The sequence below is a fragment of the Pseudoxanthomonas sacheonensis genome, from assembly GCF_031455975.1.
GTDB lineage: Bacteria > Pseudomonadota > Gammaproteobacteria > Xanthomonadales > Xanthomonadaceae > Pseudoxanthomonas_A > Pseudoxanthomonas_A sacheonensis_A.
This window is the reverse complement of record NZ_JAVDTT010000003.1, coordinates 344,236-366,873: the sequence shown is the minus strand read 5'-3', so window position 1 is coordinate 366,873 and position 22,638 is coordinate 344,236. Positions and strand designations below refer to the sequence as shown.

25 protein-coding genes are annotated in these 22,638 nt (G+C 63.6%); 14 read left to right on the top strand and 11 right to left on the bottom strand.

Features of this window, described 5'->3' with window-relative positions; genetic code table 11:
• Nucleotide 1 precedes the first annotated feature (1 nt).
• Nucleotides 2-949 (bottom strand): DMT family transporter, encoded by a 948-nt coding sequence (locus J2W94_RS13930; RefSeq protein WP_310094548.1) that lies wholly within the window; start codon nt 947-949, stop codon nt 2-4.
• Nucleotides 950-1,006: 57 nt separating this feature from the next.
• Here J2W94_RS13930 and J2W94_RS13925 point away from each other — a divergent pair, with 57 nt between their 5' ends.
• Entirely contained in the window at nt 1,007-1,408 is a 402-nt protein-coding gene (locus J2W94_RS13925; RefSeq protein WP_310094546.1) for a TfoX/Sxy family protein, read from the top strand.
• Here J2W94_RS13925 and J2W94_RS13920 read toward each other — a convergent pair.
• The 3 genes from J2W94_RS13920 to J2W94_RS13910 all read right to left on the bottom strand — a co-directional run bounded on the left by J2W94_RS13920 (nt 1,405) and on the right by J2W94_RS13910 (nt 3,586).
• Nucleotides 1,405-2,277, bottom strand: coding sequence for a DUF72 domain-containing protein (locus J2W94_RS13920; protein WP_310094544.1), 873 nt, complete (start codon nt 2,275-2,277; stop codon nt 1,405-1,407). The two genes, J2W94_RS13925 and J2W94_RS13920, sit on opposite strands and share 4 nt — an antisense overlap.
• On the bottom strand, nt 2,274-2,702 hold the full coding sequence (locus tag J2W94_RS13915) for a VOC family protein (protein ID WP_310094542.1): 429 nt from the start codon (nt 2,700-2,702) through the stop codon (nt 2,274-2,276). The genes J2W94_RS13920 and J2W94_RS13915 overlap by 4 nt, the downstream gene beginning before the upstream one ends.
• Nucleotides 2,703-2,776: 74 nt before the next feature.
• Nucleotides 2,777-3,586, bottom strand: coding sequence for a helix-turn-helix domain-containing protein (locus J2W94_RS13910; protein ID WP_310094539.1), 810 nt, complete (start codon nt 3,584-3,586; stop codon nt 2,777-2,779).
• A 183-nt stretch (nt 3,587-3,769) separates the two neighbouring features.
• Here J2W94_RS13910 and J2W94_RS13905 point away from each other — a divergent pair, with 183 nt between their 5' ends.
• From J2W94_RS13905 to J2W94_RS13895, 3 genes are all read left to right on the top strand, one after another.
• Nucleotides 3,770-4,801, top strand: a complete 1,032-nt coding sequence (locus tag J2W94_RS13905; RefSeq protein ID WP_310094538.1) for a lipid A deacylase LpxR family protein — start codon at nt 3,770-3,772, stop codon at nt 4,799-4,801.
• Nucleotides 4,802-4,831: 30 nt separating this feature from the next.
• Nucleotides 4,832-5,311, top strand: a complete 480-nt coding sequence (gene rraA / locus J2W94_RS13900) for a ribonuclease E activity regulator RraA (protein WP_310094534.1) — start codon at nt 4,832-4,834, stop codon at nt 5,309-5,311.
• Nucleotides 5,312-5,426: 115 nt separating this feature from the next.
• Entirely contained in the window at nt 5,427-7,259 is a 1,833-nt protein-coding gene (locus tag J2W94_RS13895; RefSeq protein ID WP_310094893.1) for an ABC transporter ATP-binding protein, read from the top strand.
• 146 nt (nt 7,260-7,405) lie between these two features.
• Here J2W94_RS13895 and J2W94_RS13890 read toward each other — a convergent pair whose 3' ends face one another.
• Nucleotides 7,406-9,217 carry a DUF885 domain-containing protein gene (locus tag J2W94_RS13890; RefSeq protein ID WP_310094532.1) on the bottom strand — a complete coding sequence of 604 codons (1,812 nt, stop codon included), beginning with the start codon at nt 9,215-9,217 and terminating at the stop codon, nt 7,406-7,408.
• A 120-nt stretch (nt 9,218-9,337) separates the two neighbouring features.
• Here J2W94_RS13890 and J2W94_RS13885 point away from each other — a divergent pair, with 120 nt between their 5' ends.
• Both J2W94_RS13885 and J2W94_RS13880 read left to right on the top strand, forming a co-directional pair.
• Nucleotides 9,338-9,688 carry a GFA family protein gene (locus J2W94_RS13885; RefSeq protein ID WP_310094530.1) on the top strand — a complete coding sequence of 117 codons (351 nt, stop codon included), beginning with the start codon at nt 9,338-9,340 and terminating at the stop codon, nt 9,686-9,688.
• Nucleotides 9,685-10,605, top strand: a complete 921-nt coding sequence (locus tag J2W94_RS13880; protein WP_310094528.1) for a DUF2785 domain-containing protein — start codon at nt 9,685-9,687, stop codon at nt 10,603-10,605. Before J2W94_RS13885 ends, J2W94_RS13880 begins: the two co-directional genes overlap by 4 nt.
• 56 nt (nt 10,606-10,661) lie before the next feature.
• Here J2W94_RS13880 and J2W94_RS13875 read toward each other — a convergent pair whose 3' ends face one another.
• Complete coding sequence (locus tag J2W94_RS13875) at nt 10,662-11,588, bottom strand: LysR substrate-binding domain-containing protein (protein WP_310094526.1); 927 nt, start codon at nt 11,586-11,588, stop codon at nt 10,662-10,664.
• A gap of 112 nt (nt 11,589-11,700) precedes the next feature.
• On the opposite strand from J2W94_RS13875, the gene J2W94_RS13870 reads away from it, so the two are divergent.
• Nucleotides 11,701-12,606: a DMT family transporter gene (locus J2W94_RS13870; protein WP_310094524.1), complete on the top strand. Its 906-nt coding sequence runs from the start codon at nt 11,701-11,703 to the stop codon at nt 12,604-12,606.
• Entirely contained in the window at nt 12,603-12,833 is a 231-nt protein-coding gene (locus J2W94_RS13865) for a cyclase (RefSeq protein WP_310094522.1), read from the top strand. The genes J2W94_RS13870 and J2W94_RS13865 overlap by 4 nt, the downstream gene beginning before the upstream one ends.
• A 113-nt stretch (nt 12,834-12,946) precedes the next feature.
• Here the strand turns inward: J2W94_RS13865 and J2W94_RS13860 are convergent, their stop codons facing one another.
• Nucleotides 12,947-13,873: a peptidylprolyl isomerase gene (locus tag J2W94_RS13860; protein ID WP_310094520.1), complete on the bottom strand. Its 927-nt coding sequence runs from the start codon at nt 13,871-13,873 to the stop codon at nt 12,947-12,949.
• A 147-nt stretch (nt 13,874-14,020) separates the two neighbouring features.
• Here J2W94_RS13860 and J2W94_RS13855 point away from each other — a divergent pair, with 147 nt between their 5' ends.
• From J2W94_RS13855 to J2W94_RS13845, 3 genes are all read left to right on the top strand, one after another.
• The gene (locus tag J2W94_RS13855; RefSeq protein ID WP_310094518.1) at nt 14,021-14,386 is read left to right on the top strand and encodes a PadR family transcriptional regulator; all 366 of its coding nucleotides are present in this window, start codon (nt 14,021-14,023) and stop codon (nt 14,384-14,386) included.
• The gene (locus tag J2W94_RS13850; RefSeq protein WP_310094516.1) at nt 14,383-15,291 is read left to right on the top strand and encodes a sensor domain-containing protein; all 909 of its coding nucleotides are present in this window, start codon (nt 14,383-14,385) and stop codon (nt 15,289-15,291) included. Before J2W94_RS13855 ends, J2W94_RS13850 begins: the two co-directional genes overlap by 4 nt.
• Nucleotides 15,292-15,711: 420 nt before the next feature.
• Nucleotides 15,712-15,930: a DUF6289 family protein gene (locus J2W94_RS13845; RefSeq protein WP_310094514.1), complete on the top strand. Its 219-nt coding sequence runs from the start codon at nt 15,712-15,714 to the stop codon at nt 15,928-15,930.
• A gap of 92 nt (nt 15,931-16,022) precedes the next feature.
• On the opposite strand, the gene J2W94_RS13840 is transcribed toward J2W94_RS13845, so the two are convergent.
• Both J2W94_RS13840 and J2W94_RS13835 read right to left on the bottom strand, forming a co-directional pair.
• Nucleotides 16,023-17,267 (bottom strand): polyhydroxyalkanoate depolymerase, encoded by a 1,245-nt coding sequence (locus tag J2W94_RS13840; protein WP_310094892.1) that lies wholly within the window; start codon nt 17,265-17,267, stop codon nt 16,023-16,025.
• 70 nt (nt 17,268-17,337) lie between these two features.
• Nucleotides 17,338-17,931 (bottom strand): class I SAM-dependent DNA methyltransferase, encoded by a 594-nt coding sequence (locus J2W94_RS13835; RefSeq protein WP_310094512.1) that lies wholly within the window; start codon nt 17,929-17,931, stop codon nt 17,338-17,340.
• A gap of 106 nt (nt 17,932-18,037) precedes the next feature.
• Here J2W94_RS13835 and J2W94_RS13830 point away from each other — a divergent pair, with 106 nt between their 5' ends.
• Nucleotides 18,038-18,454: a CopD family protein gene (locus tag J2W94_RS13830; RefSeq protein WP_310094510.1), complete on the top strand. Its 417-nt coding sequence runs from the start codon at nt 18,038-18,040 to the stop codon at nt 18,452-18,454.
• Between the two features lie 136 nt (nt 18,455-18,590).
• On the opposite strand, the gene J2W94_RS13825 is transcribed toward J2W94_RS13830, so the two are convergent.
• Nucleotides 18,591-20,279 carry an alkaline phosphatase gene (locus J2W94_RS13825; protein ID WP_310094508.1) on the bottom strand — a complete coding sequence of 563 codons (1,689 nt, stop codon included), beginning with the start codon at nt 20,277-20,279 and terminating at the stop codon, nt 18,591-18,593.
• Between the two features lie 138 nt (nt 20,280-20,417).
• On the opposite strand from J2W94_RS13825, the gene J2W94_RS13820 reads away from it, so the two are divergent.
• Together J2W94_RS13820 and J2W94_RS13815 are read left to right on the top strand one after the other, a co-directional pair.
• A complete protein-coding gene (locus J2W94_RS13820; protein WP_310094507.1) occupies nt 20,418-21,758 on the top strand; it encodes a dicarboxylate/amino acid:cation symporter in 1,341 nt (446 codons plus the stop codon).
• A complete protein-coding gene (locus J2W94_RS13815) occupies nt 21,755-22,177 on the top strand; it encodes a GNAT family N-acetyltransferase (protein WP_310094504.1) in 423 nt (140 codons plus the stop codon). Before J2W94_RS13820 ends, J2W94_RS13815 begins: the two co-directional genes overlap by 4 nt.
• 34 nt (nt 22,178-22,211) lie before the next feature.
• On the opposite strand, the gene J2W94_RS13810 is transcribed toward J2W94_RS13815, so the two are convergent.
• Nucleotides 22,212-22,619 (bottom strand): hypothetical protein, encoded by a 408-nt coding sequence (locus J2W94_RS13810; RefSeq protein WP_310094502.1) that lies wholly within the window; start codon nt 22,617-22,619, stop codon nt 22,212-22,214.
• Nucleotides 22,620-22,638: the final 19 nt, after the last annotated feature.

The following is a 22,638-nucleotide window of genomic DNA, read 5'->3' as shown; positions in this document are numbered from 1 at the left end:
CTCATTCGACGATGCCCTTGGCCTCGGAGATGGCGATCACCTCGGGGTGCTGGACGCGCTTGTTGCGGTCCAATAGCGGATGCAGGAATACCGCTACCAGGATGATCGCCACGCCCAGATAGAACAGCGAGGTGAGTTCGCGTTGTTCGCCCAGCAGCACGATCGCCAGGATGATGGCGTAGACCGGTTCCAGGTTGGTCACCAGTTGCACCGCGTACGCGCTGAGGTGCCGCAGCGCGACCAGCGATAAGGCGAAGGGCAGCAGCGTGCAAGCCAACGACAGCGTCAACAGCAGCAAGCCATCGTGCAAGCTGGGGACGATCAGCAAGTCGCCGGCGAAGGCGGGGAACAGCACTGGCATGAACGGAGCAAGCAGGGTCAGCAGCAGGGTGCCCGCACCCAGCTCAAGCCCGGTGACGGTCAGCGGATCGCCGCCATCGACCATGCGTTTGTTCAAGGAGCCGAACAAGGCGACCAGCAGCGCGGAGAGCGCGCCGACCGCGATGCCGGTGCGCATGCCGTCGGGCACGCCGCCCACGACCAGGGCGACGCCCGGCAGCACCGCCAGTCCGAAGGCGAGTTCGCGTAGCGAGAACGGCCGTCGCGCCAGCCAGGGTTCGATCACCGCGGTGAACGCGGGGGCCAGGGCGATGCAGGTGGCGGCCACCGAAGCATTGGCCAGCTTGACCGCGCCATAGAAAGTCAGCCAATGCAGCGCCACCAACGCGCCAATGCCGGCGTACGCCAGCATCGTCCTGGCGGGCATGGCCCGCAGGCCGCGCCAGACGGCGGGCAGCACGGCCAGCGCCGCCACCACCAGCAACATGCGCCACCACACCAGCGGCAACGCAGGCAGCGTGATCATCTTTCCCAGGATGGCGGTGAAGCCCCACAACAGCACGCAGAAGTGGATCTGCAGCTGAGCTTTGGCGGTAGGCGATAGAGGCATGCCATTATTGTCGCCGAAGCCGGCACGCGCTGGCGATACGAAACCACGAGAGCCGCAATGAGCGAATCCTTCACCGGCTATCTGCGCGACCTGTTTTCGGAGCTGGGCCCTGTAGTCCTGCGCAAGATGTTCGGCGGACAAGGGCTTTATCACGACGGTCTGATCATCGGGCTTGTTATCGGCGAGGAGCTTTACCTCAAGACCGATGCGGCCACCGTCGGCGCCTTCGAGCAGGCAGGCGGGCATCCCTTCGTCTATCAGGGCAAGGGCAAGCCGGTGACAATGAGTTACTGGTTGCCGCCTGCCGAGGCGATGGAGTCCGCGCAGGCGATGCGCCCCTGGGCGAAGCTGGCCTATGAAGCGGCGGTGCGGAAGAATTCCGAGAAAAAGCCCGTAAGCAAGAAACCCGCGAAGAAAACGACCGCGAAGAAAGCGGTCGCGCCGAAGCGCAAGAGTTAACCTCCCGACTTGGCGATAGCGCCCAGGCGCTCGAGCAAAGCCATCGCGGCAGCCGGATTGCGCTCCTTGGCGCTGCTGATGAAATAGAGGAAGACGTCGCGTGTACGCTTCGCTGGGGTGCCGGTCTCTAGGTGCGGCAGATCGGCGGGATCGCCGCCTTCCGACCAAAGCACGGCGCGCTCGGCCCATCGGCCGAGTTCCGCGTTCGGATAACCGGTCTCGATGCCGGCCTGCGAACGCATCAGCCGCGCATAGACGAAATCTGCGGTGAGATCGGCGAAGGAAGGATGCTCTTCGGAGTCGGTGAATACCGTCGCCATGCCGTGTTTTCGCGCCAAGGCTAAATAGTCCTTGCCCACGAATGTCGGATCCCGCACATCCAGCACATGCCGCAGCTTGCGGCCGGCCTGTTCGGTGGGCAGCAGTCCGACGAATGCCTCGAACTCCGCGGCGTCGATGCGCTTGCCCTTGTCGAACTGCCAGACCAACGGCCCCAGTTTTCCGCCGAGCTCGACGATCCCGTCGATGAAATCCTCGATCTGATGGCCGGTCTTCGACAGCGCTTTCGATTCCATGATCCGCTGCGGTGCTTTGGCGGAGAAAACGAAACCCTCCGGCGTTTCATCGCGCCATTTGGCGTAGGTGGCGGGCTTCTGCGCGCCGTAATAGGTGCCGTTGACCTCGATGGAAGTGAGCTGCCTGCTGGCGTATTCCAACTCGCGCCGCTGCACCAGTCCCACCGGATAGAACCTACCGCCGCGCCAAGGAGCGTAAGTCCAGCCGCCGATGCCGACGCGTATGCGCGACGGCATCGGCGGCGGCGAGGGGGAAAAAAGATCGGTCGTGGGTTTGTCTCTGCGGGGACTCATTCTGCCTTCCAAGGGTCGTAGCTGCCGAACCACCAGAGATGTCCTTCCGGATCGCGGCAAGAATAACCGCGCCCGCCGTAACCCTGATCGGCGATCTCCATGACGACGACCGCGCCGGCGGCCTTGGCTTGCGCGTAGTGCGCATCGGCGTCGGTGACGATCACGCAGGGACTTTGGGTTTCGCGCAGGCCGATGTCCTGCGGTTGCGCTATCTGTTTTCCCCATTCGCTTTGGTTGTCGGCCGAACCCAGCATGATCATGCCGTTGCCGAAGGTCAGCTGCGCATGATGCACGGTGTCGCCGTCGGCGTAGACCGCATTACGACTGAAGCCGAAGGCCTTGCACAGCCAGTCGATGGCGGCATGCGCATCGCGGTAGCGCAGGCAAGGGATGATGGTGCTGGTGGTATCGGCGGCGAGTGGCATCGGATTTCTTCCTGGTTCTGGTGTGCGGGCATGCTGGGGTCATCCGGCGGCGCGGGTCTTGTAGATTTCCGCGGTCATGGCAAAGCGATATGGTTGCTCCACGGGCCGCGCTGGCGGCTATAGGTGGCAGGGCTGAGTCCCGAGAATTCGCGGAATTCGTGGGCCATGTGGGCCTGGTCGTGGTAGCCGCAGTCCAGCGACAGGCCGGCCCAGTCGATGCGCTCCCGAGCTTCAGTCGTCGCGATGACCCGATGGAAACGCCTGAGGCGCAGATAGCGCTTGGGAGTGATGCCGACCTGCTGGCGGAAACGTTCGCCGAGCTGGCGTGGCGACCAGCCCAGATCGCGCGCCGCGGCAGTCAATGCGCCGATGCGCGGATCCGAATCGAGCGCAGCCAGTGCGTATCGGAGGGGGTTGGTCGATGCGGTCGGCGATGCACGTTTTTCCAGCCATTGCAGGAGCAGCGCCAACCTGCGGCGCGGGCTACCGGCTTCCAGCAATCGCTCGCGGAGCAGAACAACGCTGTTGCCGACAAGGTCTTCCAGATCGACGCTGTCGTTGGCCAGCCGGTCCATTCTTTCGCGGAAGAACATCGCCGCACCGCCGGGACGGAACACCACGCCCATGACCGCGACCTGTTCCTCGGTATCGATGATGTTGCTGCGGGTGCGGGGGCCGTCGAGCGTCGAACCGCTGAAGCGGGTGCAGCGATACTGTTCGTCGTAGACGCGGGTCTGGTCCTCGGCGAGATTGATGATGAGCCCGGCATTGGCGACCGGCAGCACCCGTTCCAGGCGGTGTGGTTGGAACGCAGCTTCCCAATCCCAGATCGTTTCGATCAGGTGGCTAAGCGGCGCTTGCGGGACCAGCGACAGGAACTGCACGGGTTTCTCCCTTGGTTTCGGCAGGATAGTCCAGGACGCCGGCCGCTGCCATCTTGCGTGGCCCAGGTCGCAGAGCTTGCGATCGCGCATGCGTAAACGGGAAAAAGCGTGGCCCTTCACATTGTTTTTAACCGCATGCATCTACATGTAGGCGGCACCCCCCACAACCCCATGGAAAATACGATGCTGAGAACAGGATGGCTGTTCCTGGCTGCGCTCGCCTGCGGCAACGCGCTGGCCGCCGATGCAGAGAGATGCGAGAAACGCACCGACTTGCCGCCCACGGTCAATTTCCGTATCGACAACGACCTGTTCGGCAAACAGGACCAGGGCTACAGCAACGGCGTGCAGCTGACCCTGGTGTCGCCCAATCTGGTCGACTACACCGACGATCCCTGCCTGCCGCGACTGGCGCGCTGGATGAACCGCCATCTGGATGCCTTGACCCCGGAAGGTTTCGAGCAGCAGAACATGGTGGTGACCTTCGCTCAGGGCATCTTCACCCCGACCGACTACACGCGCAGCGACTTGATCGTGGAGGATCGGCCCTATGCCGCGGCTTTGCTGGTCGGCCTGGGCTACAACGCCCGCAACGGCGACCACCTGCGCACCACCCAGCTGCAGTTCGGCATTGTGGGTCCTTCGGCATTGGGCGAGCAGGTCCAGAACGAAGTGCATCGCATCCTTGGCGATCCGCGGTTCGAAGGTTGGGACAATCAGCTCCACGACGAACCGGTGATCCGACTCGTGCACGAACGCATGCGTCGCTTTTCGCCCGAAAACGGAGATTGGGGCTGGGACGCCATCACCCACTATGGCGGCAGCTTGGGAAACCTGGCCACCTACGCCAACGCCGGCGCGGAAGTGCGCTTCGGCCGCCACCTGCCCGACGACTTCGGCAGTACGCCGCTGCGCCCGGCCGGCGAAAACACCGCGCCCACGCATAGCCGGCAGGTGGGAGGTCCTTTCGGCATCCACATGTTCTTGACCTTCGATGCACGCTGGGTGCTGCGCGACATCACCCTGGACGGCAACACCTTCAGGCACAGCCACAGCGTGGACAAGGAGGCGCTGGTGGGCGAGGTGGGCTACGGTTTCGCGGTGACCAAGGGGCGCTGGAAGTTCGCATTGGCCCGTTACAACCGCAGCCGTGAATTCGAAGGCCAGGTGGAGGCGCCGGTGTTCGGCAGCTTCACCATCAGCCGGGCACTCTAGAATGCCGTAGCCCCATTCCTTGGAATCGCGATGAGCTGGACCACGCCCGACCTGTGCGACGCCCACCCTGAAGTCGCCGTCGCCGCGCCGGTTTTCCGCGATTACGGCGGCAAGCCGGCGTTCTGCGGACGCATCGTCACGATCGACTGTTTCGAGGACAACTCGCGGGTACGCGACCTGGTCGGCGTCGATGGGCGGGGCAAGGTGCTGGTGGTGCAAGGCGGTGGTTCGTTGCGGCGTTCGCTGCTGGGCGACATGCTGGCCGAAAAAGCCGTCGCCAATGGCTGGAACGGTTTTGTGATCAATGGCTGCGTACGCGACGTCGAGGCGTTGGCGAAACTGCCGCTGGGCGTGAAGGCGCTGGCGGCCTGTCCGGTGAAGACTGAGAAGCTCGGCGCGGGTGAGGTGGATGTCGAAGTGAGCTTCGCCGGCATCACATTCACGCCGGGACAGTGGTTGTACGCCGACGACAATGGCGTGATCGTGGCGGACGGGGATCTGCTTCCGTAGGAGCTGCGTAAGCTGCGGATATGGACCGTCGGATGAGCGAAAACTTGCGCAATGCCGAATCTCCGGTCGCAGCTTACGCAGCTCCTACGCAGGGCCAGGTCATAATGCGCGCATGATCTTCCGCTGGTTCGAATCGCTGATCGAGGTGTTCGGGAAACCGGACCTGCGCATGCCGCCGCGCGGGGTGTGGCGTTTCTATGTGCATTACCTGCGCCAGGCGTGGCCGGTGCTGGGGGTGATGTGCGCGCTGGGTTTCGTGGTCGCGCTGGTGGAAGTGGCGCTGTTCGATTTCCTCGGCCGGCTGGTGGACCTGACCAAGGATGTGCCCGCGCCCGATTTCTTCGCACGCCACGGGCGCGAACTGCTGTTCATGGCCTTCGTCGCGCTGATCGCCAGACCCGTGCTGATCGCGCTGAGCGACCTGTTGATGCATCAGGCCGTTACCCCGGGGCTGACCGCGCGCATCCGCTGGCAGCAGCACCAGTACGTGGTGCGTCAAAGCCTCTCGTTCTTCCAGAACGACTACGCCGGCCGTATCGCCAACCGCATCATGCAGACAGGCGCTTCGCTGCGCGAATCGGCGGTGCAGATCGTGGACGCGCTGTGGTACGTCAGCGTCTACACCGGTAGCGCGCTGATCCTGTTCGCGCAGGCGGACTGGCGCTTGACTCTGCCGCTGATCGTCTGGGTGTTCCTGTATATCGGTGCGCTGGCGTTCTTCGTGCCGAGGGTGAAGGAGCGTTCCTGGAAAGCCTCGGAAGCGCGTTCGCAACTGATGGGCCGCATCGTCGACGGCTATACGAACATCTCCACTTTGAAGCTGTTCGCGCATACGCGCCAGGAAGACGCGTACGTGGCCGAGGCCGTGCAGGAGAACGTGGCCAAGGTACGCATCATGACCCGCATGACCACCGGCATGGACGTGACGTTGACCGTGCTCAACGGACTGCTGGTGGTCATCACTGCTGGCCTGGGGCTGTGGTTGTGGCAGAAGGGGCTGATCACGGTGGGCGACATCGCGCTGTCCACCGGCCTGGTGATCCGCATCGAGAACATGTCCGGCTGGATCATGTGGGTGGTGAACGGCATCTTCGAGGACATAGGAACGGTGCAGGACGGCATGGAGACCGTGGCCAAGCCGAATGCGGTCATGGACGCGCCCGAGGCAGGCAAGCTGGCGATAACCCGTGGCGAGGTGGAGTTCCAGGACATCCATTTCCATTACGGCAAGCGCGGAGGCGTGATCGCAGGATTGAACCTGCAGGTGCGGCCGGGCGAGAAGATCGGCCTGATCGGTCCCTCGGGCGCAGGAAAGTCGACGTTAGTGAACGTGCTGCTGCGTCTGTACGATCTGGAGTCGGGACGCATCCTCATCGATGGGCAGGACATCGCGACAGTCAGCCAGGAAAGCCTGCGCGGGCAGATCGGCGTGGTCACCCAAGACACTTCGCTGCTGCATCGGTCCATCCGCGAGAACCTGCTGTACGGACGCCCCGAAGCGACCGAGGACGAAGTGATCGCCGCGGTGCGCAGCGCGCGCGCGGATGGATTCATCGCCGACCTGGTGGATGGACAGGGGCGACGCGGCTACGACGCCCAGGTCGGGGAGCGCGGCGTGAAACTTTCCGGCGGGCAACGGCAGCGCATCGCCATCGCGCGCGTGTTGCTGAAGGACGCGCCGATCCTGGTGCTCGACGAGGCGACTTCCGCGCTGGACTCGGAAGTGGAGGCGGCCATCCAGGACAGCCTGGATACGCTGATGCAGGGAAAAACGGTGATCGCCATCGCCCATCGCCTGTCCACCATCGCGCGGATGGACCGGCTGGTGGTGATGGATCGAGGCGAAGTGGTGGAGACCGGCACGCATGCCGAGCTGATCGCGCGCGATGGCCTCTATGCTCGGTTGTGGAAGCGGCAGACGGGTGGGTTTGTCGCGGCCGACGTGTGATGTTCCTTCTCCCACCGGGAGAAGGTGCCCGAAGGGCGGATGAGGGAATGGAAAATCGGTGCTAGCAATCTTTTGCTAGCACGTCATTCTCATGCCCTCATCCGTCGCTGCGCGCCACCTTCTCCCGGTGGGAGAAGGGAAAAGCGTTACTGGATCGGTTGATCCAGCATCAGCTCGCGCGCGAAGCGCACCGGCGGCGCGCCATACGACAGGATCTGGTCGTGGTAGGCCTTCAGATTGAACTTGTCGCCAAGCTTGGCTTCCACCGCCTTGCGCGTGTCGAAGTGCTCCTGCACGCCGACGAAGTAAGTGGGCAACTGCGCCGAGGTCAGCTGCACGCGTTTCCATTTTCCATCGGCCTCGCGCTCCTGCTGGAAGGTCTGGCGCACCATCAGGTCCATGGCCTGTTCCTTGGTCCAGTTATCCACATGCACGCCCTGGTCCAGGATCGCGTTGGAGATCGCGCGCAGGTAGAACTTCAACTGCACCAGGTGGAACAGCGGATCGTTATTCATGTAACCGGCGTCGGTCATCATTTTCTCGGTGTACACCGCCCAGCCCTCGGCGAACATGCCCGAGCGCAGCACGCCGCGCAGGGTCGAGGGGAATTTGGCCGAATGCCAACCTTCCAGGTAGTGGCCCGGCGTGCCTTCATGGATGCTGAGCAAGTGGATCATGCGGGTGTTGTATTCGCGCAGGAACGAATCGACCTGCTTGGCGTCCCATTCGTCGGGAATCGGCGACACCGCATAAAAAGTATCCAGGCCTTTGTCCAGCGGACCGGGAGAGTCGCAGTAAGCCACGGCGACGCCGCGCTGGAATTCCGGCATCAGGATGATCTTGACCGGGGCATCGGGCAGGGTGACCAGATCCTTCTCGCGGACGAAGTCGGTGGCCGATTTCAGTGCGGTCTCGGCGGCTTCCACCACCTTGTCGCGCGCCGGCTTGTCGGCGTAGGCCAGTTCCAGCGCAGCCTCGATCGCTTTCTGCTGCTGGTCGTCGCTGGGCGCATCCGGCATCTGCGGCGCGCCGGCCTTGTCCTTCAGCACGGTACGGGCGATGCCGTACATTTCCCCCCGCACGCGCTTGAGCTCGGCTTCGGCGCGCTGCTTGATGTCGGCGCGCGATAATGAGGACAGCAGCGCGAATTGCAGTTTCTGGTCATAGAGTTTCTGGCCGATGCGGAAGTCGCCCTTGGCGTTCGGCACCAGGGTCTTATCCAGCCATTGCTGATGCTCGGCGATGGCCTTTTCGAGAGTCGCGGTGGCCTTCTCGGCGCGCACACGATCGGCTTCGGGCAGGTCCTTCAAATGCGGAGTGATGAACGTCCCGACGATGCTCAGCACGCCCTGGTTCTGCTTGGCCACGGTTTCGGCATGGATCTTCGGAACGCGCGCCGGATCCAGGTTCTCGCGCGCCTGCGCTAACAAGGCCGGGATCTTCTCCATGCGAGCGGTGGCGGAACGGATGCGGTCGGGCAACGGAGCGAACTCGCGCGCCATCAGGTTGTAGATGGCGCCGCCGGTCAGACCGCTGTACACCTGCGGATCCCAGGCCCAGCTCTGCAGGGTTTCGCTGCCCCAGATGTCGTACTGCAATTGGTTGCGCAGGATCGCCGCGTCCACCTGGTTCTCGCGCGACAGTTTGCTGACGTCGAGCGTGTCGAGTTCGGCCAGGGTCTTCTTGCCGAAGTCGAGCGCCCTCTGTCTTCCGGCCGCACTCAGGTCATCGATCTCGCTGTCGTATTTGTGTTCGCCGATCTGGGTGGCGCTAACCGGCGACAGCTGGAACCAGCCGTCCAACGCGCGCTTGGACAGGTCGGCGAACTTCGCGTCGGCCTCGGCGGTGTCGGTTGCGACAGCGGCCGCTTCGGTCGTTGCCGGGGCGGCGGGCGCTTCGGCTTTCTGGCAGGCGGCGAGGGAGGAGAGCAGGGCGAGGGCGAGCAGGCTGTGGCGCATTCCTAGGATTCCCGTTGCAGTGCGGCATCGCACGAAGGCCGAAAGCATAGGCAATCCCGCCAGCCGATGCATGTGCCTATGGCTTATGCTCGCGTCCACACCAGCGAGGGGAAGACATCCATGAAGCACTTCGGAAGCTGCCATTGCGGCAAAGTCGCCTTCGACGTCGAAGGCGATATCCAGGAAGTCACCGACTGCAACTGCTCTCTATGCCGGCGCCGCGGCGGATTGCTGTGGTTCGGCCCGCGCGAGGCGTTGACGCTGAAGACGCCCGAATCCGACCTGTCCACCTACACCTTCAACAAGCACCACATCCAGCATCGTTTCTGCGCGACCTGTGGCGTTGCCGTGTTCGGTGAAGCCGACCATCCCAAGACCGGCACGAAGATGCTCGCGGTCAACGTGCGCTGCCTGCCGGACGTGGAATTGAAGACGCTCAAGGTGAACGAATTCGATGGCGCCAGCCTGTGAGTACCGGGCGCGTCGATCAGGGTCGGTGGCTGCCGCGCGCGCTGCTCGGTTTCGCATTGTTGTCGCCGTTGTCGGCCTGGGCCGAAGACGCCTGTCCGCCGGAGGGTACCGATGCCGGTTCGCTGCAGTTGCTGAAGCAGCAGGATTTCGTGGTCGATGATGCGGCCACACGCAACACCCTTGCGATAAGGCTGCTCGGTTGCCTGTCCAGCCCGGACCCGACGCTGCGCGATGGCATCGCCTACGAGGCGATCACCGCGTGGCTGCGCGGCAATGGATTGGAAGCCGACACGCGGGTGCGATTGCGCGATGATCTTTACACCATGTTGCAGGCTCCCGATGCGGAAGGCTTCGCGCGGCCCTTCGCGGCGCTCGTGCTCTCCGAAGTCGCGCGCACCGACCGCATCGCTCCCTGGATGACGCCAGCCGAACGCGTGGCCATGGTGGACCACGCGGTGGCCTACCTGCGTTCGGTGCAGGACTACCGCGGTTTCGACAATGCGCAGGGCTGGCGCCACGGCGTGGCGCACGGCAGCGACTGGTTGATGCAACTGGCGCTCAATCCCGCGTTGGAACGTCCGCAATTGGAGAGCATGCTCACTGCGATCGCCGCCCAGGCTGTGCCGGAAAGCGCGCACGCCTATGTGTTCGGCGAACCGGGCCGGCTGGCCCGGCCGGTGCTGTACATCGCCAAGCGCGGCGTGCTGGCCGACTCCGACTGGTCGGCCTGGTTCCTGGGTTTGCCAGAACGCATCGGCGAGCGCGAAAAAGCCTATTCCGACACCGCCTGGCTGGCGCGCCGACACGATCTGCTCGCGTTTCTGACCAGTGTTTATCTGGAGGCCGACCAGTCCGCCGACGCTCAGATCAAGGCGTTGAAAGCGCCGGCGGTGTTGGCGCTGAAGATCATTCCCTGATTACCCTCGCTTCTGTAGGGCCGGGCAAGCTCGGCTCTACAGCGGCCGTGCAGGCCTTATCTTCCCAGCAACTCGGCAGGAATGGCCGGCATCGGGGTGCGTTCGTCCGGCGCTTCCTGCTTCATCCAGTCGATGAAGAGTGCGGCCGCTGGATTCAGCGGGCGGTGGGTGGGATACACCGCGTAGTAGGCGAAGCGCGCTTTCAAGGCCGGCCCCGGCAAGCGGATCAATTCGTAGCGTTGCAGGTAGGGCATGACGATCTGCTTGCGCGCCAAGGCCGCGCCGATGCCGTACACCGCGGCGCGCATGGCGTCGGTGCTGTCGCTGAAGATGTGCATGGGCGGCAGGTTGAGTCCGCGTACGCCGGCCGCGCGGAACCAGTCGCGCCAGCCTTGCAGGGCCATGTCGCTCACCAGCGGTAGTGTGGCGATCTGGCGCGGTTCACTGATCTTGTCGACGCCTGCCAGCGCGGGCGAGGCCACGGGGAATAGTTCGTCGTCCATCAGGTGATGCGAAGTCAGGCCTGCCCATTGCCCAGCGCCATGGCGGATGGCCAGATCGGGACCGTCGTCGTCGAAACGGGTCAGGGCGATGTTGGCTTCGATGTTGACGCGGATATTCGGATGCGCAGCGCAGAAACGCGGAAGGCGCGGCAACAGCCAGCAGTAGGTCAGCGAATGCAGAGTGGAAATCCGCAGCGAGGTGATGCTGCCGCTGTGGTGCAGGTTGGCGGCGACGGCGGCGATGTCGGTCATCGCCGCGGTGGCGGCGTCGGCGAGCTGGCGGCCCTCGGCGGTCAATGTCACGCCCCGCGCATTGCGCTGGAACAGGACGACGCCAAGACTGGCTTCGAGCTTGCGCACATGGTGGCTGACGGCGCTGGCGGTCAAATGCAGTTCCTCGGCGGCGTGGGCGAAGTTCTGGTGGCGGGCGGCGGCGGCGAAGACGCCGAGGGCGGGCAACAGGGCGGGGCGGAGATTCATGGTGGATACCCGTGAGGCACAAGCCAGATTTGTGACTGGCCCGGATAGTACGCGCTTGTGGGCTTGTGCGGTTCCGGGAAAATGAGCGACAGACAAAATCGGGAGCGGTGCAATGGCAGCCAATGGTGCGGCGTTAGCGGCAGGGAGCGGGGCAGTGGCCGCGCGCGACTGGCGGACTCCGGTGGAACTGTTGGTGCTGGGGGCTATCTGGGGTGGCTCGTTCCTATTTATGCGGGTGGCGGCCAAACCGTTTGGCGCGTTCGCGTTGGTCGATATTCGCTTGGCGTTGGGTGCGCTGGTGATGCTGCCGTTTCTCTGGCGCGACCGCGCAGCCTTCACTCGTGGGATCTGGCCGAAGCTGGCCTTGATCGCTTTGATCAATTCGGCGATTCCTTTCCTGCTGTTCGCCTGGGCCGCACAGCGTGCGCCGGCGGCGATCGGCGCCATCTGCAATGCCATGACCGTGCTGTTCGCGGCATTGGTGGCGTTCCTGTTCTTCGGCGAAAAGATCGGCGTGCGCCGTGCGCTGGCCCTGCTGGCCGGATTCGCCGGCGTGGTGTTGCTGGCGACCAGCAAGGTAGCCGGTCTGAGCGTGGGCTGGGCCGTGGTGGCCGGTGCTTCCGCCGCCTTGCTGTACGGCGTGGGCCTGAATCTGGTGCGCCGGCACATGGCGCACCTGCCACCCGCGGCGGCTGCAGGCAGCACTTTGAGTTGCTCGGCCTTGTTGCTGGCGCCGTTCGCGGCCACCCATTGGCCCACCGCTGCTATTCCGGCAGCGGCGTGGTTCAGCGCCATCGCACTGGGCGTGCTTTGCACCGGCCTGGCCTTCCTGATGTATTACCGCCTGATCCAGCGCATCGGCCCGACCCGCACGGCCGTGGTGACTTATCTGGTGCCCCTGTTCGGCGCGGCTTTTGCTTGGCTATTCCTCAACGAGCCGGTGACGCCGACCATGATCGCGGCGGGTCTGTTGATTCTGGGCAGCGTGGCGGTCAGCCAGCGTGCGACTGCGAAATGAGCGACTCCACCGATACACAGAAACGCGTGGTGTTCGATTTCGAGATCGACTTCAGCAATGGCGGCGGCTTGCAAGGCCAGGAGTTCCGCCTGGATATTGAAGGCGCCGACATCTCCGATGCCGAGCTGGCCGATTACATCGTCGACGACATGCGCCTGTTGATGGTGGGCGCGGTCCGCATCCTCAACAAGCGCATCATCGAAGAAGCGCACAAGCGGACTGCATAAAACCCTCAGTCGTCATCCCCGCGGAGGCGGGGACCCAGTGACTTTGTTCTTTTGCGTGATTCAAGTCGCTGGGTTCCCGCCTTCGCGGGGATGACGAACTCCAAATGTGCGACTCAGTTCTTCGGCGCGCGCACCGGCAACGGCACATTGCACAGGTCGATATGCCCGGCGGGGCGCTTGTAGAAATCGTCGCGCCGGTTGCGACGCGCTTCGGTGGCTTCCACGAAGGTCTTGCTGTCGGTGCGCAGCAGTTGCAGCGGCACGCGTTCGGCTTCTGGCAGCTCGCTGGCCAGCTTGATCGACTTGATGGTGGTGCGCAGCTCGGGCTTCTCGTAGAAGCCCATCGGCGCCGGTCCGCGCGGAATGACGCTGAGCAATTCCATACCCTGGACCACACGGCCCACCACGGTGATGTTGTCGTCCAGTTGGCGCGGCGATTGCCCGTCGACCACGTAGAGTTCCGCGCCGACGCTGCTGTCGGCGTCGTTGTTGCGGCCCGCGCCCAAGGTTCCATAGCAGTGCGCCAGCCAGGTCGTGCCGGCCTTGGGATCGTGTCCGACAGGAAAGCCATCGACGAATCCGACCTGCGGCGCCCAGCCGTCGGGGTCGGGTAGGCGGTCGAATTTCAGGCCAGCGGAAGCGCGATGGAATTCGGCCGGAAGTTTTTTCTTCGCCGTTCCCAGTGAACGGGCCTTGGCCGGGTCGTCTCCGTCCGGATCGCCGAACTGCACGACGAAATTGTCTTGCGAGCGATAAATGCTCAGCCCATCCCAGAAATGCTCGCGAGCCATCGTGCGGATATTGGCCACATGCTCGGGCGCGAACTGCGGCGCCAGTTCGATGATCACGCGGCCCGTTTCCAATTCGAGATACAGGGTGTTGGCGGGATCCAGCGTGCGCCAGGCATCGGCGGGCGAGGCGTCGATGATTTCCTGCGCGCTCTTGTACTTGGGCGGCTCGCCTTTGGATTGTTCCGCAGCCGCCAGCGGCGACGAAAGCAGGGCGATGGCGCAGGCGAGCAGGGCGGGACGCAGGGACATAGGGATGGCCGGAAGGAAGGTGGCCCCGATTCTCGCCGGACTCAGGGCGTATGACCAATCGCCCGGTGACTAATGGCACATTCGCTATACCTAACTCAATACTAGTATTCCCTCCAACCTAGCGGCCTTCGCCGAAAGGGGGAGGCCATGAACGATTCCGACGTCCACCTGAAGAAGTTCCAGAAAGAGCTCAGCGCCGGCACCGTGTCGCTGGCTCTGCTGGCGGTGCTATCGAAAGCGGAGGAGCCTATGTACGGTTATCTGATCGCCAAACAGCTGGAGCGCGTGGGGGAAGGCGTGCTCAGCGGCAAGCAGAGCGCGCTGTACCCGGTCTTGCGCAACCTGGAAGGAGCGGGGCTGCTGGACAGCTTCGTCGAACCTTCCATGTCCGGTCCGCCGCGTCGTTACTACCGCATCACCGAAGCAGGGCGGCACACCCTGCGCGAATGGGTAAGCGCCTGGCGCGCCACCCGCGACTCCGTAGATTCCGTCCTGTTGGGGATACTCGAATGAACGCTCAAAACCTGCCCACCACGATTCCCGAATACCTGGAGCAATTGCGCGCCGCGTTGCGCGGCGCCGATCCGGCCATGATCCAGGACGCGGTCTACGACGCGGAGGAATACCTGCGCTCGGAACTCGCCGAACAAAGCGGCAAGAGCGAAGCCGAAGTCATCGCTTCGGTCGCCGGTAGTTACGGCGCGCCGGAAGAAGTGGCTGAGATCTATCGCGACACCGAGGTGACGGTGAATCGCGCCTTGCGCGCACCGGTCCCGCAAAAACGCAAGTCCGCGATCGGCAAGTTCTTCGGCGTCATCGCCGACCCGCATACTTACGGCGCGCTGTTCTACATGTTGCTGTCGCTGGCTACCGGCATCGTCTACTTCACCTTCGTGGTGACCGGCGTAAGTCTGTCGGCCGGGCTGATGATCCTGATCATCGGCATCCCGTTGCTGGTGCTGTTCCTGGGTCTGATCCGGGTGCTGTCGCTGGTGGAAGGACGCATCGTGGAAGTTTTGCTGGGCGAACGCATGCCGCGCAGGCCTCTTTACACGCAGCGCGGCAAGGGTTGGCTGGAGCGCATCAAGGAGATGTTCACCGATGGCCGCACCTGGACGGCGATGCTGTACTTCTTGTTGATGCTGCCGCTGGGCACCGCTTATTTCACGGTGGCGGTGACCTTGTTGAGCGTGTCGCTGGGCTTCATCGCCGCGCCGCTGGGGTATTTCTTCGCCGGCGAACACTATGCCTTCACTATCGACAATTACAACGTGATCGCCAATGCGCCCTGGTTGTTGCCGCTGATATGCGTGGCCGGTGTCCTGCTGCTGTTCGCCACCCTGCATCTGGCGCGCGGTATCGGCAAGCTGCACGGCTTGCTGGCCAAGCATCTGCTGGTGCGCAATCCGGTGGTGTAGGCGAGGATTGTTTCTCCTCTCCCCTTGTGGGAGAGGATGCCCGAAGGGCAGGAGAGGGGAAGGCGAGCGAAGCGAAGCTTGCCGTTGCGTGGCTTCGGGTTCCAAGCGAAAAGCCGAACCCTCTCCCGGCCTTCGGCCACCCTCTCCCGCAAAGGGGAGAGGGGATAAGCGCCATGCCGCGTAAGACGCCATATTGCCCGCGCCTTTCACCGTGATGTGCTGGTGCTTGGCTTTCGGAATGCCGGTACACAGATCGTGCGCGGCGGCGGTCTGGTCCAAGCGGGAGATATCGTCCAATCACCTTCGATCGTGACCGGTGTCACAGGGAAGAACTACAAGGTCACGCGTTAACGAAAACGCCACGCAGGCAAGCCTATTTTCGGGGTGCGGAACGGTCCGCACCCTCAAAGGAGAATGCACATGCGTCGCACACGGAACTTCGCAGCGGCCCTATCATTGATCTTGTTGGCACTGGCCTCGTTCAATGCTTCGGCAAACTGGCAAGGCACGTTCATGTATTACGATGAGGAAGGCGCATTGGTGGGTTCTTGGACTGCGGGTTGCGGAGCCGCGGACGGCCGCTGGGGTATAGCGACCGACCATAAGGTCTTCATCCAGGGTTGCCGCGACGCCAGCTGAGCGTCGGCCGCCGATGTCGATCGAGCACGGCAAAAAAAGCCCCGCGTTAGGCGGGGCTTTTTGTTTGCTCTAACGATGCTTCTGTGAGCGAGCTAGACCGCATATTTGGAAATGAAATCTCGCACGTCCGGATAAACCACTTCACGCCAGCGACGGCCGCTGAAGATGCCGTAATGGCCGGCGCCTTTCACCGTGATGTGCTGGTGCTTAGCTTTCGGAATGCCGGTGCACAGATCGTGCGCGGCGGCGGTCTGGCCCAAGCCGGAGATATCGTCCAGTTCGCCTTCGATGCTCAATAGCGCGGTCTTCTTGATCGCCGCAGGGTTCACCAATTCGCCCTTGATCTTCCACTTGCCGCGCGGCAGCAGGAATTCCTGGAATACCGTGCGAATGGTGTCCAAGTAGTACTCGGCCGGCATGTCCAGCACCGCGTTGTATTCGTCGTAGAACCTGCGGTGCGAGTCGGCATCCTCCAGGTCGCCCTTGACCAGATCGGCGTAGAAATCCCAATGCGACATGAAATGCCGGCTGGGGTTCATGGCGATGAAGCCGGCGTGCTGCAGGAAGCCGGGATACACCGAACGCCCATGACCGGGATACGCAGAAGGCACCGTGTGGATGACGTTGTTCTTGAACCAGGACAGCGGATTCTTCGTAGCCAGATCGTTGACCTGGGTCGGGCTGTGGCGCGCATCGATAGGTCCGCCCATCATCACCAGCGAACGCGGCGTGGCTTCCCCGCGCGCGGCCATCAGCGACACCGCAGCCAGCACCGGCACGGTCGGCTGGCAGACGCTGATCACGTGCAGGCTGTCGGCGCCGATGTGGCGGATGAAGTCCTCTATCGTGGCGACGTAGTCGTCCAGGCCGAACTCGCCTTCTTCCGCCGGCACCAGACGCGCATCGATCCATTCGGTGACGTAGACCTTGTGGTCCTGAAGCAGCGTGCGCACGGTATCGCGCAGCAGGGTCGCGTGATGGCCGGACAGGGGGGCGACCACCAGCACGGCCGGTTCCTTCTTCATCGCCGCGATGCTTTTCACTTCATCGGTGTAGCGCTTGAAGCGAAGCAGGCGACAGAACGGCGTGGCGATGATTTCCTGTTCCACCACCGGAATCTTGGCACCGTTGACTTCCACCTGGTGGATATTCCACGGCGGCTTTTCGTAGTCCTTGCCCAGACGGTGCACCAGCTCGTTGCCGGCGGAGATGCGGTCGGCGCCGGGCAGGGTGGACAGCCAGCTGTTGGGATCGGAGAAGAGCTTGGCGTTGGCTTCGGCCTGGTGGATCCAGGGAGCCATCCAGTTGCGGCTCAGTTCATGCCATTGGTAAAGCATCATCGGGTACGGAGTCCGGCGGTTAGCGGGTTGCTGCGCCGCAGCATACCGCAATCCGGCAGGGGTAGGCTTAATCCGCTTTTTCCAGGGCTGCGGCCTCGTCTCTGAGGGCCGGAGACAGCCAGCAATGCGATCCCACCGATTGCAGGCCATGAGCGCCGAACTGCTTGCGGTACCAGCCTGCGGCGCGGGGCTGGAAGCCGATGTGGTCGCCTTCGAACTCGTCTTCGCGGGTGAAGGTTTCCAGGAAGGCGACGCCTCCGCAGAGCTCCGCCAGTCCGGGCAAGCCGCGTTGCAGTTCGCGCGCGGGCAGATAGTGCAGCACATCCGCGCAGACCAGCAGATCGACCGGCGGGCAGGGACGCAGCTGGGAGAAATCGCCGAAATGCGCGTAGTGCAGATTGCGTCGCGGGCCGTATTTCGAGACCGCGAACTCGCTGCTATCGAATCCCAGATAGCGCAGTCTCGGCCGCAATTTCAGCAAGGGCGCGCGCCACGCGCCTTCCCCGCAGCCGATATCCAGCACCGTGCGGATGGGGCGCTCCAGGTAGTACTCGGCGCAGGCCACCGCCAACGCGACCTTGCGCGCAAGCCGTTGCGGGCCGCCGATGTCGCTGCGGCGGTACCAATGCTGGAAGTAGGCCTGGTCGTATTGTTTGGTCATGTTGGTGGCGCCGGAATCGGAAGTTGATATGCGACCGGAGCAAGGCGCATTCGATGCCGCGATGCGCGCTCCGCTATCCTATTGTCAGCCAATCGGAGCCAAACACATGTATTTCTGGGTCAAGACCGCGCATCTCGTCTTTGTCATGGCCTGGATGGGCGGCGTTTTCTATCTGCCGCGGATCCTGGTGAACCTCACCGAGAGCGGTGGCCAGCCCGACGTGCAGGCGCGTTTGCTGATGATGGGGAAGAAGCTTTATCGCTTCGGCCACATCATGTTCGGACTGGCGCTGATCCTGGGTCTGGTGCTGTGGTTCTACTTCCACATCAGCGGCGGCTGGCTGCACGTCAAGCTGACCCTGGTGGGGCTGATGCTGGCGCATTTCATCGTCGCGGGCCGCTGGTTGAAGGGCGTCGAAAAAGGCCGTGCGCTACCGTCGTCGAAGGCTTTACGCTGGTTCAACGAATTGCCGGTGCTGCTGCTGGTGGTAATCGTCTACCTGGTGCTGGCCAAGCCGTTCTGACGCCGGAATCGCCGTAGGAGCGACGTGAGTCGCGACTGAAAACGCGACCCAGCGTGGTGCCGCTCATTCCAGTACGTTGGATTATGCGGCGAGGCCCTTCGCGACTCACGTCGCTCCTACGACACATCGACCAGCGCTATTTCTTCTGGAAGTCGCTGGGCTTAGGCAACTCCACCGGCACGCCGTTGGCATCGCAGGTCTTCGCCGCGCACAGACGCTCGCGCAAGCGGGGCGTGGCCTGCACGATGAAATGGTAGAGGGTGTTCTGTTCCACCGTGCCGCGCACCGCGTCGCTGCCGGGGCCGCGCGCCCAGATGCCGACGTCTTCGCCGCCATGGGTTTCGGCCCTCAAGGGCGTCGTCGCTTCTTGCAGGTAATCCGGATCCTCGGTATTCACCCTGGTCAGATCGGGACGGCCATCGGCGGCCTCGGAGCTGCTGGGTTCGTGCAAGAACTTTTTCGGACCGGCTTCCTGCGCGTTGCTAGCGCCGACATAGCCCGGGCCGTTGGCATAGTTGAGCGTGGTGTACGGCAAACCATTGAGGTCGCGCGCGTAATCGTCGCGGTTGCCGTCTTCGCCGCCCACTCCGCGGACCTTGCCCAGCATGGGATTGCCGCGTACCGGGTAGCCCACGAAGTTGAGCGTATGCGAATGGTCCGCGGTCACCAGAATCAGGGTGTCCTCTGGCGATGTGGCCGCGGCCGCGGCTCTCACCGCGTCGGAAAGCGCGATGGTTTCGTCCAGCGCACGGAACGCGTTCCCATAGTGGTTGGCATGGTCTATGCGCCCGCCTTCCACCATCAATACGTAACCGTCCGGATTGCGGGATAGCGTGCGTATTGCTGCGATGGTCATCTCCGTCAGCGAGGGTTCGCCGTCGGGACCCTTGGCGCGGTCGTGGTCGAACTGCATGTGGTCGGGTTCGAACAGCCCGAGCAGCGCCGGTGCGTCGCCGGCCGCTTCGAGTTGGCGCTTGTTCCACGCATAGGCGCCCTGTGGATGGGCACGGCGCCATTCCTCGACCAGATCGCGTCCATCCAGGCGCTGGCCGACCTTGTCATCGTATTCGGGGTCGCGTTCTTCGACCGTGGTGTATTCGCCGCGACCCCCGCCCAGCGCCACCGTCGGACCCTTGCCGAAACGCGAGGTCATCAACTGCTGCGCTATGTCTTTGCAACCCTGCGTCTTCGCCTCCGCTGGCACGTCGGTGTCGTTTTCCCAATTGCGTTCGGGGGAATGGGCGTACGTCGCCGCGGGCGTGGCATGGGTAAGACGGGTGGTGGTAACGATGCCGGTGGCCATGCCTGCGCTGTCGGCAAGTTCTAGCCAGGTAAGCGCGGATTTATGCAGACTGTCGGCGCAGTCGCCCCGCGAGCCGGCGGTAACGCCGATCGCGCCCATGTGCGTCTTCACGCCGGTGGTGATGGCGGTCATGGTGCCGGCAGAGTCGGGCGTCTGCGAATCGGTATTGTAGGTTTTGCTCAATGCGGTGTTGGGAAAGGTTTCCCAAGACAGCTGGTTCTCTTCGCCCGGGCCGCCTTTGCGCTGGCCTTCCAGGATGCGGGCGGCGGCCACGGTGGTCAGACTCATGCCATCGCCCAGGAACAGGATCACGTTCTTCGCCCGTCCCTTCATCGCGCCATTGCCCGCGGCGCGCGCTGCGCCGCTGCGGTACCACCAGGCGGGAGTTTCGGCTGCGGGATGCGCGACCTCGGGAACCTCGATCGAGTATGTCGCCGGCCTGTCGTGGCGCGTGGGCGCTGCGGTGCAGGCGGCAAGCAAAACCAGGGAAGAGCAGAGCAGAGCGGGGGCCGGTCGAAGCATCGTGGGGTCCTTGCGGGCAATCCCGGATTATGCCGCGAGTACAGTGTCCTGCCGATGACATGACGCAATTCCAGTCGTGCCGTCGCGTCCCTTTGCCGACTGGGCTATCGTGCGTGCACGCAATGCTGGGTCGATGAAATGAAATTAGTGGCAGCCTGGTTCAAGATCCCGTTCTGGCAACGCGTGGTTGCCGGCTTCGTGCTGGGCGCGCTGGCAGGCTGGGCGTTCGGGCCTTCGGCGGAGACCTGGTTCGGTCCGCTGGGCGATCTCTACGTCACCCTGATCAAGATGATCGCGATACCGCTGGTGTTCTTCGCGGTGATCAATGCGGTATCCAGCCTGCACGGCCAGAAATCGGTCGCCGCGCTGGGCGGGCGCACCTTCCTGTGGTTCGTGATCACCGCCGTGCTGGCGGTGGGCGTGGGTCTTGCGGTGGGCATCGTGGTGCAGCCGGGCGTGGGTGTGACCACGCTGCAGGTCGATCCCAACTATGTGCCCAAGGACGTCCCCAGCCCGATCCAGGTGCTGTTGAATGTGGTGCCTTCCAATCCGTTCCAGGCGCTCACGGGCATCGGTGCGGTGAAGAACGCGGCGGGCGAAACCGTGCTGGCCGCCGGCAAGGGCTCGATCCTGCCGGTGATCTTCTTCGCCATGCTGCTGGGCTTCGCCATGGTGAAGCTGGGCGAACGCGTGGCCGGTGCGCGCAAGCTGGCGGGCGAGGCCAGCGAGGTGATGATCCAAGTTACCCGCTTCGTGCTGGAGGTCACCCCCATCGGCACCTTCGGCCTGATCGCGGCGCTGGTGGGCGCCTACGGTTTCGAGAAGCTGCTTCCGCTGCTGAGTTTCGTCGGCGCGCTGTATCTCGCTTGCGCCTTGCACATCGTCATCGTCTACAGCGGCCTGCTGCTGGCGCACGGACTTAATCCGATCAAGTTCTTCCGCGGCGCCGCGGCCGGCATGCAGGTCGCGTTCGTCAGCTCTTCCAGTTTCGCGGCGATGCCGGCCGCGATCCGCAGCGTCACCCACAACCTGGGCGTCAACAAGGACTACGCCTCGTTCGCCGTGCCGTTGGGCGCGAGCATCAAGATGGACGGTTGCGGGGCCATCTATCCGGCTTTGTGCGCGGTGTTCATTTCCCAGTACACCGGCCACCCGCTGAGTGCGGACCAATACTTCATCGTGATGATCGCTTCGGTGCTGGGAAGTTTCGGCACCGCCGGCGTGCCGGGCACGGCGGTGGTGATGGCCACGGTGGTGCTGAGCGCCGCGGGCCTGCCGCTGGAAACCATCGGCTATCTGTACGCCATCGACCGGGTGCTGGACATGATGCGCACCATGACCAATGTCACCGGACAGATGCTGGTGCCGGTGCTGGTGGCGAAGGAGACCGGAATGCTCGACCGCGCGATCTACGAAGCGGCGCCGACCAACGTCGGCATCGAAGAAGAGGACTTGAAGGTACCGGAGAAGATTTCGTGAGCACGGTTGCCGAGATCGCTCTGGTGGAACAGTTTCCCGGCGTGGACGATTACCGTCGCCTGCGCAGCGTCGCCGGCTTGTCGCCGAAATCGGCGGAGGCCGCCGTGCGGGGGCTGGCGAACACGCTGTATGGAGTCAGCCTGGTGCTGGGCGACGACACCATCGGCATGGGCCGGATCATCGGCGACGGCGGTTGTTTCTTCGTGGTGGTCGATATCGCGGTGCAGCCCGAATATCAGCGGCGCGGGCTCGGCAAACGCATCATGGGCGCACTCGATGCGTGGCTGCGCGCCAATGCCCCGGATTCCTCCAATGTCTCGCTGTTCGCCGATGGCGACGCGCGGTATCTCTACGCCCAATACGGCTTCGTCGAGACCGGTCCGGTTTCGGTGGGGATGGATTACACCGTCAGGCGCTGAAGACAATAGCAACGGCCCTCGCCGCAGCGCGCCTTCAGATTTCGTTGCGAGGCATCGCCACTAGCGCGGCCAGGACCGCGCACGGAATCGGCAGCAGCACGCCGACCACGGTCATCCATTCCTGATTGGGGATGAGCGTGGCGTAGACGATCACGGTCGCGGTAAGCAAACCCCCGATCACCAGCGCAGCGGCGCCACGACGAGCTTTCGAGATGCTGGCTGCAGTCCAGCCACCCAGCAGTCCAGCCAGCGCCCAGGCACCGAGAATGCAAGCCTGAGCGGAGGAGGGAGTCGCCGCGGCGTAGGCCGACAGAGACTCGGGGGTGGCGAAATCGGTACTCGTCGGCAGCGGATAGATCTGCGCGATGCCATACCAGCTGCCGATCAGCACCAGGCTGGCGATCAGCGCGCCAGAAAAAGTCCCTAAAACCGTGCGTACCATCGCGTTGTTCTCCTATGGA